This window comes from Acinetobacter sp. 22301 (assembly GCF_052045285.1).
Classification (GTDB): Bacteria; Pseudomonadota; Gammaproteobacteria; order Pseudomonadales; family Moraxellaceae; genus Acinetobacter; species Acinetobacter pittii.
The window spans coordinates 46,257-64,128 of the sequence record NZ_JBQEOR010000005.1 but is presented as its reverse complement, the minus strand read 5'-3'; the positions used below and the strand labels follow the sequence as shown (position 1 = coordinate 64,128).

Here is a 17,872-nt window from a genome sequence, read left to right as displayed (position 1 = left end):
AGTTTTCTACTTTAAGAGTTGCTTAATAAGGCTCAAAATATATTCTAGATTTTCAGTATTTGAAACAACGATTTCACAGTCTCCATTTCCCCAATGCCCGATATTGCTTACATCTCTTGCAATCTTCTTCGGGTCATCTAATGATTCAAAAGGCATATTTAACCAAATACGGATTTGTTTTGTGCCTATACTCATATAAACATAGTTTCGTTTTCCTTTACGGAATGCGATATACATTTTTTTAGGGTAAACATCTAAATCTGTAGTTAAGCCTAAAATTGAATCTCTGAACTGCTCATAAAGTTCTTTAATATCATCTGATTTATCTGCTAGATGATAATCTTCATCATATTGTTTAATTTCTTTTGAAATCGTTTTTATCTCTTTAGAGCTTTCTGTTTGAACTTGTTTAATTGATGGCGCAGATTTGGTTTTTTGCATCGGGTTAATTGAAATAATTCCCCCTTCATAACGTTTAATTTCCCAAAGCTCGATACCTAAATTTTTAAAGTTAGTCGATTGTTTTTGAAAGTCAGTAAAGCTTGGTGAAACAAAAATAATTCGACTTTGCGACCAATCAACATCTTGTCTCTTTAAATTTTTAGCCTGACTTTCGTTATATTCGACAATAAAATCTGCTTTATATTCAAGCATTAGATTTAAGTAAGAAATACCTTGATCTATCACGCTATAGTTACGGTCACGTTTGTATTCAATAATTACAAATGCTTTACTTTCAGGGTCAAAAGCGAGCGTATCAATACGATTACTTTTAATCGTGAACTCAGATTTAATAAACTCTAGACCTGTAAACTCGTAAAGGTTGTTCTCAAAAACTGTTTGAATCTCTTTTTCTAAGCGAAAAGGAGCTTCTGTTAACTCAACAAGCTTTTGGTCTTGGGTACGATAAATCTGCATTTATTTAGTTCGCTCATAAATCTATTAATTTTATATTTGAAAAGCTCTATATCTTAATACTTAATTATCTTTAAACGTACAGACTGAACTTTGTAATGACATTCCCACTAAAGTATATTTACCCTTATCTATATCTTTTGCAAAAGTAAAAGCATCGACATTTTGGGCACATTCTTCGTATTTTTTAGGCTTTCCATTCACCAACTCATCAATTTCTAAAACCACCTCATAGCGTATTTTACCCTGAATATTTTGATACTCCGTTGTAGGCCACATCGTCAATAAAACTTGTGGATTACCTTTCACTATGACTTGGTTAGGCTTATTGGAAATTTGATATTCACTATCTTTCATCTTATAGACATTTTTCATGATCTCATTGAGAGTAATTTGATTAATATCTATTTTTTCAAAGTTAAATGTATCGGCAAAACTTAAATTACTCATAAAAAGAAGTGTTGAAAGCAAAGTTACTTTTCTCAATAGTTTTTTCATGATCTCTACCTTTTATATTTACACAAACATCTGCTGCAACAAACCCTTTTTCCACTGTTTGGCTTGTTCAATTTGTTGTGCTACAACTTCAATTTTTTGGTCAATCGAGGAAAGGAAATTTGCGATTTTAGTTTGTTCTTCGAGACAAGGCACTTGAAAAATATAACCTGAATACTCTTCTGCATTTATACCAGGCTGTCCTGATCTCATAGAATTAGTAACAATCCATTTATCAAAGTCTTTAGTTAATGTTTGAACAAAAATGAAATATGGATGCACTACTTGTAGTTTCAAAGAAAATTTGATTAAGAATCCAGCAAAATATGTATCTCCATCTTTAACACTATATAAATAGCTTTTCCCTACACTTGCACCTGTTCGAGCAAATAACAAATCACCATAATTCAATTTATATTTTTCTTCTAAAATTGCATTCGGTGATGTGAGATTATCAAATTTGAACTTATTAGATCGCTCACAGATATCAGTAATTCTCAGATATTTATTTAGACCATCATACTCTGTAGCTGAGGCATTCATCCCATACATCGCTTTTTCAGAAAGCTGAGAAAGTGGCAACTCTTCCCACTCATCAAACTCACTTCCATCATCTGCCTTAAAACGAATCTGCTGACTAAACAGCTTTTGCATCATGCCCTGTTTATATTGGCTCAGCAGTTCATGTTTTTGAGTCAATTGGCTAATCTTTTCATCCACGGCGGAAAGAAAAGAAGCGATTTTGGTTTGTTCTTCTATTGAAGTTATAGGCATCTGAATACGATAAAAATCTGAGTGATTAAGATCGGGGATCGTAGATGCACCTGCATATTTCAGAATCAAATGCTGAGTTGTATTTTTTCTTAAAAACTCAACAAAAAAGTTTTTATCAATCTGCTCTCTATCAAAATCAATTTTAAAAAAGTTATTGTGAAATGCACCTTCAACATTAGTAACTACCTGACCAGTATTTCCTGTTCTAGTCATCAAAATATCTTCTAATTTGCATCTTACTGAGATAGGTGGATTCTCTATAAAATAGCTTTTTTTAGCACCCTCTCTGAGAAATTCATTTGTAATGTAAAAAAACCTATTTTCACCATCTTCTAGAAAACGATCCTCAATCGCAATTTGCAATCCTTGATTAATTTTACAAAGATTTTTTAAAGGTGATATACACCAATTCCCAGCAAATTCTTTAAAACGTAACTTCGGAGTAACCATTACTTCACCACCTCCGTAAATGGCGAAGCAATCCCCAGTTCTTTACAGAAATCATTAATCACTACATCAGTTTTTTGGCTTTCTACTTCTAAAGCTTGCAGAGCTTGCGCAATCGCATCTAGATCAATCTCATCATCAGCTTCAAAAGTGTCAACATAACGTGGAATATTCAGGTTAAAGTCATTATCTTTAACTTCTTGTAAGCTTGCCACATGCGCGTATTTATCAATATTTTGGCGATTTTCATATGCTCCAATAATATTGTCTAAATGCTCAGGCAATAATTTGTTTTGATTTTTCTTTTTCTCAAACTCATTGCTGGCATCAATAAACAAAATATTGTCTGTATGCTCTCGGTTTTTCTTGAGTACCAAAATACAGGTCGGAATAGATGTACCGTAGAAAATATTGGCAGGTAAACCAATAATAGTATCAATCACATTCATCTGCTCAATCATGAACTGACGAATATGGCCCTCACTTGAACCACGGAACAACACACCATGTGGAAGTACCACTGCCATTGTGCCTTGCTCATCCAACTGGTACAGCATGTGCTGAACAAAAGCCATATCTGCTTTAGAACTTGGCGCAAGTTTGCCATAAGACTTGAAGCGCTCATCATTCATAAACAACGGATCTGCTGACCACTTCGCTGAAAATGGAGGATTCGCCACAATTGCATCGAATTTTTTATCTAAGTGCTGAGGTTTTTTTAAAGTATCTTCTTGGCGAATATCAAACTTAGAAAAATGAACATCATGCAAAATCATGTTCATACGTGCCAAGTTGTACGTGGTACGGTTCATCTCTTGACCATAGATCGCATCGACATGATTTCCGACTTCACGCTTTACACGTAACAATAAAGAACCTGAACCACATGTTGGGTCATACACACTACGTAGGCGTTCTTTGCCTTGTGTGACAATACGAGCAAGTAAGGTCGAAACCATTTGTGGAGTATAAAACTCCCCTGCTTTCTTACCCGCACCAGAAGCAAACTCACCAATTAAATATTCGTAAGCATCACCCAATACATCCGATTCTGTATTAGAAATATCAAAATCAATGGCGTCTAAATGAATGATTACTTTGGCAATCAACTCATTACGGTCGTTGGCGTTGTTACCTAACTTAGTAGAAGTTAAATCGAGGTCTTCGAATAAATGAGCAAAGTCATCTGCCGATTCAGCATCTTGCGTGCTTTGTTCAATACTTTTTAATGTCTGAATTAGGTCATCTAGAATAAATTCTTCTTTCTTTGCACGCTCAGCGATACTATGAAACAACTGATTTGGCTCAAGAAAGTAGCCCATATTTTCTAAACTTTCTTGTTTAAGGGCTTCTAAGAATTCTTGATGCTCTTCATTACTAGCATCTAAATCTGGAAATTCAACTCCTTCATCAGCAAGCTCGGCATTAGCACTATTTAACACTTTTTCAGACAAATATTTATAGAAAATGAGACCTAAAATATAGTCACGAAATTCATCTGCACCCATTTTGCCACGTAAGGTGTTGGCAATATTCCAAAGTTGTTTTTGCAGTTCTTGGAGCTGTACTTGAGTCATGTTAAAAAGTAACCAAAATCATCATTTTAGAATGGCAGTTACTTTGGCATATTTATTCATTTTTTTTAAGTAAAATTTTATCATAAAACTACAATAACGACATAAATTGACGTTCCAATTCCTCTTAAAGCTTGTTTTAAAAAATGATTCATTTATCTTAATAATCATAACTATAAAAATAGTAAAATATACTTTCTATAATAGAATAAACTTACCTATAATAAATAATTAGGTTAAATTCACTTAAAACATCAGGTTAATTATGAGTCAGGCTTTAAAATTAATTAGTTTTAAAAAAAATGATATTTCTGAAATTAAGGAACTAGATTTAGAAACTATCAAATCCATCAAAAAATTTGAAAACATTCTAGAAAAATTTGATGAAAGATTTTTTTTACTTTATTGTATTCATGAAAACTGCAATTCATTTAGCAATGAATTTTCATTATATACAAATAGTTTAAGCACTGAGAAATCACACATTGCAAGTATCGATTTTATAAAAATTAATAGAATATTTGGAAAAGGATTAATAAATATATTAGCAGCATTTAAAACTATGCTTGAACATCTCGAAACTAGTATAAAAAGAGATTTTGGTCAGAAATCTAATGAATTTATTTTTTTTAAAAAAGTTCAAGCAGAGGAATTTGATAATAATTTTTCATATTCTTTTTGCTATAAATTAAGAAACTATATTCAACATTGCAGTATTCCAAAATTTGAGTTCTCTCTACAATACATCCGTGATGAATCAAAGTCACCACAAGTTACTTCAAAATTTCATTTCAACAGAGATGATCTACTTAAAAACTATGATGGCTGGGGGAAAAAAGTTAAAGAAAATTTATTATTAAAGGAAGAGACATTTTGTATTTTTACAATATTAAATGAGCTTATTAATTCATTAAATAAGATTTTTTTTGAAATGAAAGACATATTCCAATTTAAGCAAGTTAATCAAGCAAAAGATTATATTCTCTCTCTTATCAATGAAAAAGAAGACTATATAGGTCAAGATTACGGTATAGGAAATCTTGCAAAAGAAAAAGGACTAAAAGCTAATATGATAAAAACTCCCTTCCTAAAAAGCGTTAATGATTTTAATGAAATAATTAATTCTAATTAGTAATAAACTGCCAATTTGACACATTCGACTCCATAAAGATTCCTTATTACCTTCGTTAAATTCCTTATTGGTATAGTAGAAGTAGTTTTATTTTTTACATCAATAAGCTCAATAGAAGCTATATTTTTTAGATAATAAAAAGCCCCAAATAATTAATATTTGGGGCTTTTCACGAATTTTGGTGGGATGGCGACAATTGAACTCAAATCATATTATATTGATTTATAAAAACTAAAAAAATATTTAATTTTGAGGGATACAAATTGGGATACAAAAATCTTTTTATTACTCTCTAATACCCCAGCCAATGTTATTCATAAAAGGAGTATAAATAGACTTTATTTTTTTCTTAATTTTCAGGTAACTATTGAACAATAAACTTTAAAATTATAAATTTATTAAATAATTGAAGATGAGTGATAGTCTATGAGTATTCCTGACCAAAGTCATATTAATCATATAAGAGATTTATTATGGGATACTAGTTGTGGTGGTGCATCAGTGATGATAGGGGCAGGTTTCAGCTTAAATGCTAACCCTATTAGTCCATCCGCAAAGAAGTTCCCTCTTTGGTCTCAGGTAGCTAAAAACTTATGCTCTAAACTCTATCCTCCTTCAGAACAAACTAGATTAAAGCAGGCTTTATCAGAAGCTTCAGGCACAAGTGGTTTTTTAAGATTAGCTCAAGAGTATGAAATTGCTTTCGGAAGAGGAAGTCTTCATAACTTCATTCAAGAATCTGTACCAGACTTAGAACATCAACCATCCGAACTCCATTATCAATTATTAGAGCTACCATGGAGAGAAGTTTTAACAACAAATTGGGATACGCTACTTGAGAGAACGCAATTAGAAATACCAGAAAGATCTTATAGTATTGTTCGTACAGTGGATGAATTATCTTGTACCCCTTCTCCTCGTATAATAAAGTTACATGGAACTGTACCTTCACATATACCATTTATTTTTACAGAAGAAGACTATAGAACATATCCTAAAAAATTTGCTCCATTTGTTAATACCGTTCAGCAAATTATGATGGAATCAACAGTACTATTATTAGGATTTTCTGGGGATGATCCTAACTTCTTACAATGGTCAGGTTGGGTCCGTGATAATTTAGGTGATTCAGCACCTAAGATTTATTTAGCAGGTTGGTTAGGCCTCTCCCCGCATAGAAGAAGAATGCTAGAAAATAATAATGTTGTGCCAATAGACATAGCTAATCATCCCAAAGCTCATGAATGGCCAGAACATTTGCGTCATCAATATGCTACAGAATGGATTATTAAAACCTTACAATATGGTCAATCATATAAAAGTAAGTATTGGCCATCTACTCATAACTATACTGATTCTGTTATAAATGATTATTTATATCCAATCGAAAAAAATATACAAAATACGCCTAAAAGTGATTCTAGAATAGGTCTTTCAGATCCGATATCTTTAGAAAAATTTCGGGAAATTCTAGAGATATGGGAACACAATAGAAGTATATATCCAGACTGGATTGTACTACCAATTGAGAAGCATCCTATTTTAGATTTATCAATACAATATTGGGAAAATGAGTTTTTATTTAAATATGATGACCTTTCTGATGATGAGAAATTTAAATTTTTAACCGAAATCATATGGCTCTATCAGATCAAATTAGTGCCTCTTCCTCAGGAGATTGATAAAAAATGGTGTACTTTTGCAAAAAAAATTAACTTTACAGAGAAAACAATTAATGGTGTTTCAAAAACTAGTGAATGGAGCAAAATACAGTTAGGGTATATTAATAACTCGTTGTACTCTTTAACTACCAGTCGTCTAGCACTAGATGATGAAGCTTTTAATAATAAGCTATTAGATATCAATTTATTTGAAAGCTATTCAATTGAAATAAAAAATTACTTAATTCATGAAAGATGTCAATGGCAATTAATTAATCTAGATTTTATAAATCTCGAAAAAAATTTAGAAATTTGGAATGTAGAAAACAGTGACCCTATATGGATGTTTAGAAAAGCATCTCTTCTTCTTGAACTTAACTTAACCTATTATGCTAGAAACTTAATTATCAAAGGCTTTACTATTTTAAAGAAAAATCCTGATAAATCTAATAAATATACTAATTCTTCCCGTGAAGGATGGGCCCTCTTAAGTATCCCAGCATTAAACTTTAATAACCAGGAAGTATATGATTTATTAAAAATAAAAAAGTTCAACCTCTCTGAGAGACAAGATCAATTGGCATTATCTTATTGTAATACAAATGATCAAATTTCAAAATTTATTAATAATTTAAACAAAAGAAGAGAAGATAATGAAAAAATATCTAACCCTAACTTTGACTTATATAAAAAAAGAGGAGAAACTTTAAGAATTAATAATTATAAATACCAATCAATTTGTAGTGCATATCAGTGTATTCTTTTAACTGAAGTAGCAGGACTCCCTCTTAGATTAAATAACTTTAAAGTAGGTATAGATTTAATTGGATCAGTTATTAGCAATTATGAACTTATAAATCTTAAGCTTGCAATGCGTTTAGTAATAAGGCTTCAACCTCTTGACGATGATAAGTTAATAAATAATATTTACTCAAGAGTAAGTATAGCTTGTCTAGAAAAAGATGAACTAGATAATTTAATTAATCAGGTTAATAATTTATTAAATTATGTAGTTCAAAAGTATAATCAAACACCAGATTTATTTTGGATAAGTTATATTAGAAGCTGTTTAGAAATTCTTTCTCGCTTAGTAATTAGATTACGTAATAGAGAACTTGATGACCATCTAGATCAATGTATAGCTTTAATAAATAATATAAATTTGTTTAAACATCTATGGTTAAAAAAACCACTATATAACTATTTAAAAAGATGTTGGGAAGCTAGTTCACAAGAAATTAGGTCAGAAAGAATTTATTCTTTATTAGAACTTCCAATAGATAGTCAAAGTGATCTATTGTTCAACTTATATAATATTATTTATGATAATAAAACAACTATCATATTAAAAACCAATAAAACACATAAAGATAAAATTCACAAAATAATTAATATAATAGTTTCTGGTTTAAAACAAACAGGAAGACCAAGATGGGAGGCTTGTCTTCGCTATATTTTAATTTCAGAAATTCTTACTAAAAATCAAAAATCTCTTATTTCTGAATATTTATGGAAAAATGATATCTTAACAGACGAACACTTTCCTTTAGACACGAATCTTTTTGATTACAACTATATTATCTCACCATTAATAGATAAAGATTTAGCAATAGATATATTTAAAAAACGTTATTTTAAAATTTTTGAAAACAAAAAAGATATCACCAATTTTATTTTTGAAATTTCCAATTCCATACAAGTTTTAGAAATTACTGATGAGGATCAAGAAATATTTAATATAAATTTGATAAGTTGGATAGACATTGTTATTAAGACTCTAGATGAATATGATCCAAATGAAATCATGTATCAATTCTATGATCCGACTAAAGAATTTCAAGATATATTTATTTCATTAAGATATATATTAATGAATATTCATCCTTCAAAAGAATTAATCAAGAAAATTTTTACTAATATGTACACTTTATGTAATTCTGGAATTTACTGTTATCATTTAATTGGTTTTTTATTAAAAGATTCTAAAATTCAAAAAAATGAGCTTCATAGTTTTATAAGAAAAGGGCTAATATCTGATAATGAAGAACAAGCCAAATATGCTATGTATGGTTTATATCTATGGATAGAGATGTCATTTAAAGATATAGTAAATAATATTGAATTCCCTGTTGAAGATTTAATAAGAGAGATTGGACTAGCTATATCTACTCGTCGCAGAAATAATCTTCCACAAGCATTACTAGCAGCTACCTCTATATTTAAAAATGGCTCTCAAGATCAACAAAATATAATATCCAAATATGTTCTTGAAGGATTAGAATACTTACTCATAGAAACAGACTATAAAGTAAAACAGAAAGATCCTGAGCATGTCCCTATCATTAGGTTAAATTGTTATAAATTAGCTTATACAATTTCAAAAACAATTTTTTCAGAATCTATTATCATCAAACAATGGTTAGAGGAAGGTAAAAATGACCCTCTACCCGAAGTAAGCAATATTAGTTTTTAATAATATTATGATCTAGTAATCTAAACAAAGAAAAATTACTAGATCATTTTTTCTAATAACCACAATCAGCTGGTGTCACTTCAACACTAAAAAGGAATGAACCATCTAAAGCATAATTGTAATATATAGCATGTGAACCTGACTTAGCTGCTATTTGTCCCTGTGGATCTGAACAGGTACTGTTCACAGCTAGTTGTTTTAATTGTAAAGGATAATTTTCAAACTCATTAGTATATGTAGGAATATTTAATAATGTTCCATGATAGCCATATGTATAGTCATTTACGACTTCTACCTTGTCTAAACGATATAGACCATCTGATCTTGGCAATCCCTCATTCATTCTTTTAATAGCACTTTCCATTGACTCGCGATTATTAATTTTACTATTAGTTTCATACACTTGCTTATTTTCATCTGAAGAATTGTTTGTCCCATCAATAATTTTTTTTTCCTCGAATCTTCTATTAGTCTGTTGAAATTGAGGCTCTTGCTTAATTCCAAACATTCCTTTTATTCCCATATAAACACCATAGGGAGGTATTAAAAAAGTGGTGAAAGCCTTATCGCTAGAATAGTAAGTTGCTGTATGCACAATTCCAAAAACATAAATAGCAAAAACTACAATTAACAATACGCCACCCATTACGGTTTTTTCATTTTTCTCTCTATTCATCTACAGCCCCATTAGTACTGAATTAATGTTTAAGAATAGATCAAATTCCCCAAAATGTCACTTATAGTGAGTGTACTTATATAGCGTGAACTTATAAAGCGTGTCCTTATAGAAGTGTAAAAGATAGGATTCTTTTTATTTGTAAAAGTAGTATATGGATAAAGACTCTTATCGCCTCCAAGAGTTCGGTATACGTTTAGCCGAGCTCCGAAAGCAAAATGGTATTTCTCAAGAAAAGCTCGCCCTTGAGAGTGGCTTAGCTCGGAGTTACTTAAGCGGTGTAGAAAGAGGTCAAAGAAATATTTCCTTATTAAATATTTATAAAATTGCAGATACTTTAGATATCCCTATAGAATGTTTTTTTGATAATAATTTAAGAAATAAATAGTTATTAGATTATAGGAATCTACTATCACGTAGTGTTGATGCTATGTCCTCTTATCGAATCTATAATTGATAGCGTATTTTTTTATATTTTACATCTACAGCAGGCCCTGCTGGCTCAAGCTTAAGGAAAAAAATTTTTCAGATTCATATTGTTATACCCCGCCCCCTGATGGGAAACCGAAGCTCTTTTTCTGCTTTACTGGATGGGGGGTATGTTAGGTATTATTAAAATATATTTTTATTAATATATACCAATCTAACTGATGCAATTAGTAAAATAGTTTAGTTTAGTTATACATATAAAAGCATGATTTTACTTTTAATAAGCTAATTGTTTAGAGAGTATATCCTTGATAAAGTAGACCTACTCACTTTTCTTAAATATTAGTTACTTATACCTAATAAACATGTAAAAATTTCAAATAATATGGGGTGAAATTATGGGTACACTTATTTTCGACTGTCCTAATTGCTCAGCGAAGCATAGTACTTTTGATGTTAAAGGTTATTATTCAAATTTAGCAAATGATTTTTGGGAATGGGAGTTTTTTTCAATATGTAGATCTTGTACCTCTGTAATGATTATTAAAGCTGACGTTGACAGTAGTGTTCATCAGGGGCTTGCAGCTGAAGCTCTATCTTACGAGGATAGATATATTTATGTAGGAGATAAATTAAGGAATTTTATCGACCAAAAAGATGCTCACCTAAATGATCATTTCAGTAATTTTAGATATCAACCGATTTTAAAAACATATTTGACACCACCTGATCATTTACCTAAAGATATTGAAGATATCTTTATTGAAGCATCTAAATGCCTTTCAATTGGTTGTTTTAATGCTTCAGCTGCGATGTTCCGGTTATGTCTCGATATTGTTACTAAAAAAATTCTTGAATTAAATGAGAGTTTAAAACCCACTAGAGATAATAAAAAATCTATTCACACTCGTTTAAGCTGGATTTTTGAGCATAATATTCTTCATAAAAATCTTGAAGAATTATCACGTTGTATTAAGGATGATGGCAATGATGGTGCTCACGATGGAAATATTGGTCAATATGAAGCAGATGATTTGTTTGATTTTACCTATGAGTTCTTGGAGCATGTTTATACACAACCTGCACGAGTTCAACTAGCAAAAGAAAGAAGACAGCAGAGACGTCAATCATAGTTTGATAAGTGAAAATTTATTTATGGAAAAATTTATAATATCTAAAATTCTTAAAGCAGATTTAGTAGAAGTAGACCGACAATTAAGAAATAATGGTTATACACATGATATGTCCACTATTATTTTATTAAAGAAAACATTTGTGGCTATCTCGAATCTAGTAGATTTTGAAAGAATCATTAGAAATATTTATAAAAATAATAATTCTTTATCGGCTCTTTATAAAAGTACCTCTAAAGAATTTGAATTTATTCAATATTTAAGAAATAAATACGCGGGGCATATACAACCTGACTTACTTACTGTGGCCATACAGTGGAAACCTGAAATGAGGTATTTATTAAATGAAATTGATGAAGCTAAAAATATATATTTTTACAATATTTGTATACTAGAAACAGCCATTAATACCTATGTAGATCAAGATGGTAAACACAAGGTCTTTGATTCAGAAACAGATTTATTATATCCACCTGATTTTAATAGATTTCTAATCTTTCTAGAAAAAGTGATTAGTACAGCTATTACTTATTTAACTGAAATTAGTAAAGAAATCAGTAAAGATATTGAAATGTTAGATTCCTCACAGCAAAATATAGAGCATTGGGTAGTAGCAGGTAAAACTGAATTTAAGTATTTAAAAAAATAATAATATTTTAAACATCAGATTGATATGGAGAAATTTTTGTTTAATCAGCCTACTCCTCCAGCAAATAAACCTTTTTATAAAAGATGGATTTTCTGGATCGTACTTTCTTATGTAGTTTTTATTACTATATATACTTTGTATTCAATACAAGCTGGAGGAGAAAATCGTTTTTTAAATTCTAATGAACTAGGCGATTTTTTAGCAGGTATCTTTGCACCTCTGGCATTTCTATTTTTATATCTTGGATATATTCAACAAAGCAAAGAATTACAACAAAATACACAAGCTTTATCGTTACAAGCACATGAGCTTACTAATCTAGTTAATAATCAGAAGAAAGAAATTGAAGCAAGAGATTTTTCAGTTCAGCCCTTTTTATTTTTAAAGAAGAATTCTATAAAATTAGATAAAGAAGCAAGCCCAGATAGGCATGGCAATGATACTTATGAAGATATAATTCAAATTAGCTTTGAACTTTTTTTTCAAGGTGGCGATGCAAAGCATATAGAGTTGATAGATCCTATCTCAAAGGAACAATTAGACTCAAAATATGAAATTAAAGCTGATAGCGGTTATCAAACTAAATTTTATTTAAGTAAAAATTACTGGGATGAATTATTAAAAAATAAGAGTGTAGAGTTTTGCTTAATAGTTTACTACTTTGGAAAGTATGGAAAACAATATAACAATATAATTGTTATAAAAATTTTTGACTTAGACATTATTCATGAGACCGCTGAAATAGATATTCGACTAAATGGAACAGTTTGGAAATAAGTATATTAACTTCGCAAATTATAGAAAATAATTTTAAGTTTTGCTGATTCAAACTCTAGATTTTTCTAATAACTCGATATGTCGTCTTTTATTTACATATACCTCTCGTACATAGTCATGCAGAAAAAGAAAATCCATGAGTAAATCTATACGTTCACCTCCCTTTTTACGAATAGATGATGGACAACTACGTTGTACAGTAGCATAAGGCAAGGTACTCAGTTTATGTTCTTTGCAGTATTTTTTTATCCACCTTATAAGTAAATCTAACTCTAGCTCAAATTGTGCATTGACAGCATCTTTACGTTGTAGTCTGATTTCCGTCTCTATGAGAGAGTATAAAAAAGTCATAATAAATCTCTTAACTAAAAAAACTGTGATAAACCGATAAACGGAAAAAAGATTGAGTTTCTCCTAAAAAGCCTTCCAAAACACACTTTGTCCCAGAAAGGGGAAAGTTATTCGTCACAACGTCACAACCCTTATATACCAATGGTTTTCACGAAAGACTAACCGTCACGAACTAATTTAATGTGACGGATCAAAAACCTCTGAAAGCCTTATCAATACTGCATTGTGACGTTGCGACGGCTAAAAAGGAGTGTTACCAGCTCTAGATATCTAAATAACTACTAAACGCATCTTTAAAATCTTTAAGAGCATAGCCTTTACATGTATCTTTCCCTGTCGTACTTTTTGCACGTACAGTACAAGGCTTGATGCGAAATGTTCTTAGACGATTCGCTAATTGCCGAGGACTAATCGCTTTACCGTAGTCGAATGTCCGCCAACGTGAAGCTTCATCCTCACACAAACCTTTAATTAATTCGTCTGTAGACAATTGATCAACGTTCCTTTGATCAAATACTTTTTTAATATCTGTAAGAAGGGATTCACCTACACTTTGCGGATCCTGATCAGTACTGTTCATGATGAGTGCACATTGGCGAGCTTTCTCACCCCAGTTCCCACCGACACAATCTGCAATAGCTAAAAGAGGTTCCCAGTTATCCTGTGCTCTGTCATTCAACTCATCAGGTAATGAAGTCTGTGAATTTTTAAGGACGTCCATATTATCCTCAGCCCATCGGCAAAGCTTTTGCCTGAGCACAGAAAAACTTTCCTCAGGAGCACGACGTAAGCGCTCAACAACCTCCGTCTTTTTCTTCCTGCGCAACTCTAGCAGAATGGAACGGTCTCTTAGCGTATCAGGGAGATGCCCAATACCACTTATAGCTTTCGCGCCCCATACATTGAATCTCCCTACCTTATGTTCATCACCTACAGTCCGATATACGTAGGATGACTGTCTGTCATGCCCACCGTTTAAAATTCCTCGGAGCTCTTCATTGTCTTTAATAAAGGTATCAGCTTCATCAATCAGCAAAGTAGGAGTGTATTCTGATATCATTCTGAATAAGGCTGATGTTGTGATACTTACCACAGTTTGGGGACGCTTTACCAAACGTCCTATTAGATGTAAAAGCTGTGTTTTACCACATCGCTTCTCTGGTGCTGTAATACATGCGATAGGCGCGATCTTCATTACATCAATGCACCATGTAAATACAATCCATAAAGCTGCTGCTGTAGCTATATGAGGTTCTGAAATAATGAACTTCTTGATAGTATTTTCTATCTCCTCGAGGAGAACTGTGCCATCTACAACCTCATGCCACATACTAACCTCTTCAAAGAAAACGTCTTTAACATCTGTCCGGCGATATAGCTTCACAAACTCATCAAGTTTTGATGCTCTCAATCCTAGACGTTTTGCCTCACCTTCCCGTTTAAGTTCGTATTCAATCATGGTGAGTTCAGCTAGTTTTTTAATCTCCCCTATAACGGTATGAATATCCAGCGCGGCAGGTACCTCAGGCGTATCCAGTACGTCTGCCAGTACTGAATTTTGTCCACAAGTTAAGCTATCCACACTCGAGCGTTTATACCCATGCTTAGCAGCAAGATGATAAATCTTTCCTAGTGTTACTCTATTATATCCCTCAAAGGTATCCCAATTTTTCTGTTGCTCATAGGTATCATACTTATCCGACTTAGCGGACCATCTGCACCAAATATCGTAAGCATTTTCAAAATTGGAATTACGTAAAGCTATTCCTACATCTACCCATATTTTACGATCATCACCTGGAATGAAAGATAAAACTTCTTCTATTTCCTCTATACTGGTCGAATATAAGGGAGCCACAGTATTCCACAGTGTTGTTATATGTTTAGCCTGTTTAATATGCGGGGGCATATCACCTAATTTGAGCATTTCAGATGATGTCTGAAAGTGACTATCTAACTCAGAATGTGAGCCAGACTTTAAAGACCACACAAAATCTTTTATCTGATCAGTTGTATAGTAATCACCAATATGACAGATGTTTGTGAGGAATGGCTCCCCTTTTTGATGCCAGAATCCAGCCACACGCAAAACACGAGAGAGGTCACAGATCTTCTCATCACTCCCCAATACCATAGCAATTCGCTGCTGTAGAGGTCTAAACTCCGTCAAAGAGATTTCCCCCACGTTGAATACCCAATAGGCATGATGTTTACCAGGACTGCTTTCTATAATCATATTTGGTGGTAAACTTAGGCTTAGTAACCATTCAACACGGTGACTGTCTGGGGCATCGAAGTCTGCACATAAAGCCCGCACACGGATAATATTGTCAGATTTCCGTCCCTTCAAATCTGTTTCATTCACACAGACAAACACTCCCGAGCCCGATGTATTTAGCTCAGTCAGTGTGGCTATACATTTGTCTAAATGCCCATGCAAAATTTGGGCGCTTTGTCTTTGTCCCCCCTCAGGAACAGTCTGAAATGTATGAGCATCATCGCCATGCAAGAAACTCAGCATCCTAGCCGCATCTTGTTCATGAGGTTCTTTTAAACTCGACATGAGTTCTCCTAGCCCGCTATGGAGTACACCGCAGGTCTTTTGCCTATGAATTAAAAATTAACGATTAACGAGGTATGTAAGAAGAAGATCTGTATTAAGCGGGTTCAGTAGGATACTAAGCTCATCATCATGTTTAATATGCTCAAACACAGATGCTCTCAGTATTTCCCAGAACAAACCTCCTTCATGCACAGAGGCTGTTGTGCGTGTAGATATTTTTAAGCTCTCTATACGCTGATGCACAACACACTCTAGGCATACGCCATTTAAAGCTTTCATAAACGCTGGACGGTAGCGGGCTTCAATCACATGTAAGTTTTCTACAAAAGTAGCGGCATAGATAGAAGCAAGCTCACACTGTCCCTTATCTGTCATACGTAGATGCTTAATAGGATAGATAACTTTGTCAGCATTGGTACATGCATTGCGTATTGCAGGTAATAGCATCTCAAAAACTGCTATAACAAGTGGTTGTTCCTCTGGAGCAATACGTACAGCACGAGATTTTATCTGGTCATGTAATACTGCATTACACTCATCACATGGAAGACACTGTTGTTTAGTTAGAATAGCAAAAGCTTTACGTACTCCAGAGTGAACGGTTTCAGAGAATCTCTCATAAAAACTATCCTGCTGTACATTGAAAGCCTTTAGAGCCTCATCATGGCTTTTATATTGATTACTCATATTAAGCCTCCATACCAGATGAAGCCTTTGCATTTGCCCATGCCTGCAATTTGGCATAATGGAAATACACATAAGACTGTCTAGATGTACCATCTTTCATCGCACAGGCTGCAAGCGCTGTATCACGTTTCATTAATTTAGAAAGTCCATCTCTGGATAAACCTAAAGCTTGGCATGCGTCGTTAAAAGAAATACGTAGTGGTTGGATTGACTCATTCATATAAAGCTCCTTACAGATACAAACTGCTGAATCATTTGATATGAACTATGAAAACCTAAAGTACAGGCTGGTGACAAAAAGATAATTAAAGATAATTTTTTAATCCCTGAATTATCTTTTACTTATTATATTTCCTAGTCGGTATCCCCTTCTTATCCTTATATATTTTACGTAGTTTACCTCTATCATTTTTAATCGCATTCCTTACTGGATCCTTCGCTGCATTATCTCTCTTTACTTCACCCAGTTTTGTTCCACATAGTCCAGTAAAAGTATCATCATCATACAAATCGTTTTCTAATTTATCCCAAAGTTTTGGAGCTTCTACCCGGTTTGAAAAATACAATCCCTCTACTTGTTCATATTTTTCATATGAGTTCCCTGCCACCCGTACCATATGGCATTTCATAATATCAATCCGTTTCTCTACATCGGTTTTATTATCAATTTCGGGGACTCTCTCACATAGCCCTAAGTTAAAGACCTCCTTACAATTAAAGAACTCTTCTGTCCTCCAAGAGTACCCACTACTATTCAAGCGCAGGCCTAAAAACGCTCTCAACTTATGCTCAGCTTCTCTATCAGATAGAGATGTATCAGCTGCTAATTCCTTTATTTTTTCTTCTAAAAAATCAGCAGTTGTTTTACCCACCACAGAAAGTTGTATTAGTGTGCCACTAAGTCTTAGATCTTGTGCAACCTCCATAAAGGTTTTATCTTGATATAAAGCAAGAATATCCAAAGCCTGACATATAGGGATGAACTCATCTTCCTTAAGCCATTGAGTATTTGATCTAAGGGCTTGCTGTCTCTTGCATAACTCAGCCCATTCTGGTTCTGCTGTTATCTTCACCCCCCCATCCCATGTAATAAGCTTAATAATGCCATCATTTTGTAGAAAATCAGTGCGGGACAT

The 17,872-nt window shown here is 32.6% G+C and carries 14 protein-coding genes and 2 pseudogenes; 6 read left to right on the top strand and 10 right to left on the bottom strand.

From position 1 onward, the window contains the following. Positions 1 to 6: 6 nt before the first annotated feature. From ACTJJH_RS09790 to ACTJJH_RS09770, 5 genes and pseudogenes are all read right to left on the bottom strand, one after another. On the bottom strand, positions 7 to 918 hold the full coding sequence (locus ACTJJH_RS09790) for a DUF5655 domain-containing protein (RefSeq protein WP_440601064.1): 912 nt from the start codon (positions 916 to 918) through the stop codon (positions 7 to 9). A 60-nt stretch (positions 919 to 978) separates the two neighbouring features. Further along, positions 979 to 1,413 (bottom strand): hypothetical protein, encoded by a 435-nt coding sequence (locus ACTJJH_RS09785; RefSeq protein WP_440601063.1) that lies wholly within the window; start codon positions 1,411 to 1,413, stop codon positions 979 to 981. Between the two features lie 18 nt (positions 1,414 to 1,431). Next, positions 1,432 to 2,166 (bottom strand): annotated as a pseudogene (locus ACTJJH_RS09780) (restriction endonuclease subunit S); the annotation flags it as partial. After that, positions 2,158 to 2,634: pseudogene (locus ACTJJH_RS09775) on the bottom strand (restriction endonuclease subunit S); the annotation flags it as partial. The pseudogenes ACTJJH_RS09780 and ACTJJH_RS09775, both read right to left, overlap by 9 nt. Next, positions 2,634 to 4,208 (bottom strand): type I restriction-modification system subunit M, encoded by a 1,575-nt coding sequence (locus ACTJJH_RS09770; RefSeq protein ID WP_440601062.1) that lies wholly within the window; start codon positions 4,206 to 4,208, stop codon positions 2,634 to 2,636. The gene ACTJJH_RS09770 and the pseudogene ACTJJH_RS09775, both read right to left, overlap by 1 nt. A gap of 262 nt (positions 4,209 to 4,470) precedes the next feature. Between ACTJJH_RS09770 and ACTJJH_RS09765 the strand changes: the two genes are divergently transcribed. Both ACTJJH_RS09765 and ACTJJH_RS09760 read left to right on the top strand, forming a co-directional pair. Further along, on the top strand, positions 4,471 to 5,337 hold the full coding sequence (locus ACTJJH_RS09765) for a hypothetical protein (protein WP_440601061.1): 867 nt from the start codon (positions 4,471 to 4,473) through the stop codon (positions 5,335 to 5,337). A gap of 426 nt (positions 5,338 to 5,763) precedes the next feature. Then, on the top strand, positions 5,764 to 9,471 hold the full coding sequence (locus ACTJJH_RS09760) for an SIR2 family NAD-dependent protein deacylase (protein WP_440601060.1): 3,708 nt from the start codon (positions 5,764 to 5,766) through the stop codon (positions 9,469 to 9,471). 52 nt (positions 9,472 to 9,523) lie between these two features. Here the strand turns inward: ACTJJH_RS09760 and ACTJJH_RS09755 are convergent, their stop codons facing one another. Further along, positions 9,524 to 10,147: a hypothetical protein gene (locus ACTJJH_RS09755; RefSeq protein WP_440601059.1), complete on the bottom strand. Its 624-nt coding sequence runs from the start codon at positions 10,145 to 10,147 to the stop codon at positions 9,524 to 9,526. 154 nt (positions 10,148 to 10,301) lie between these two features. Between ACTJJH_RS09755 and ACTJJH_RS09750 the strand changes: the two genes are divergently transcribed. The 4 genes from ACTJJH_RS09750 to ACTJJH_RS09735 all read left to right on the top strand — a co-directional run bounded on the left by ACTJJH_RS09750 (position 10,302) and on the right by ACTJJH_RS09735 (position 13,135). Further along, the gene (locus tag ACTJJH_RS09750; RefSeq protein WP_440601058.1) at positions 10,302 to 10,535 is read left to right on the top strand and encodes a helix-turn-helix domain-containing protein; all 234 of its coding nucleotides are present in this window, start codon (positions 10,302 to 10,304) and stop codon (positions 10,533 to 10,535) included. Between the two features lie 439 nt (positions 10,536 to 10,974). After that, positions 10,975 to 11,709 (top strand): DUF4145 domain-containing protein, encoded by a 735-nt coding sequence (locus tag ACTJJH_RS09745; RefSeq protein ID WP_071543232.1) that lies wholly within the window; start codon positions 10,975 to 10,977, stop codon positions 11,707 to 11,709. 22 nt (positions 11,710 to 11,731) lie between these two features. Then, entirely contained in the window at positions 11,732 to 12,358 is a 627-nt protein-coding gene (locus tag ACTJJH_RS09740) for a hypothetical protein (protein ID WP_281831448.1), read from the top strand. 36 nt (positions 12,359 to 12,394) lie between these two features. Beyond that, on the top strand, positions 12,395 to 13,135 hold the full coding sequence (locus ACTJJH_RS09735) for a hypothetical protein (protein ID WP_057078153.1): 741 nt from the start codon (positions 12,395 to 12,397) through the stop codon (positions 13,133 to 13,135). Between the two features lie 613 nt (positions 13,136 to 13,748). Here ACTJJH_RS09735 and ACTJJH_RS09730 read toward each other — a convergent pair. From ACTJJH_RS09730 to ACTJJH_RS09715, 4 genes are all read right to left on the bottom strand, one after another. Then, positions 13,749 to 16,049 (bottom strand): DUF3631 domain-containing protein, encoded by a 2,301-nt coding sequence (locus tag ACTJJH_RS09730; RefSeq protein ID WP_281831450.1) that lies wholly within the window; start codon positions 16,047 to 16,049, stop codon positions 13,749 to 13,751. Between the two features lie 57 nt (positions 16,050 to 16,106). Beyond that, positions 16,107 to 16,736, bottom strand: a complete 630-nt coding sequence (locus ACTJJH_RS09725; protein ID WP_057078156.1) for a hypothetical protein — start codon at positions 16,734 to 16,736, stop codon at positions 16,107 to 16,109. A 1-nt stretch (position 16,737) separates the two neighbouring features. Further along, the gene (locus tag ACTJJH_RS09720) at positions 16,738 to 16,956 is read right to left on the bottom strand and encodes a hypothetical protein (RefSeq protein ID WP_057078157.1); all 219 of its coding nucleotides are present in this window, start codon (positions 16,954 to 16,956) and stop codon (positions 16,738 to 16,740) included. Positions 16,957 to 17,074: 118 nt separating this feature from the next. Further along, a complete protein-coding gene (locus ACTJJH_RS09715; RefSeq protein ID WP_281831452.1) occupies positions 17,075 to 17,872 on the bottom strand; it encodes a hypothetical protein in 798 nt (265 codons plus the stop codon).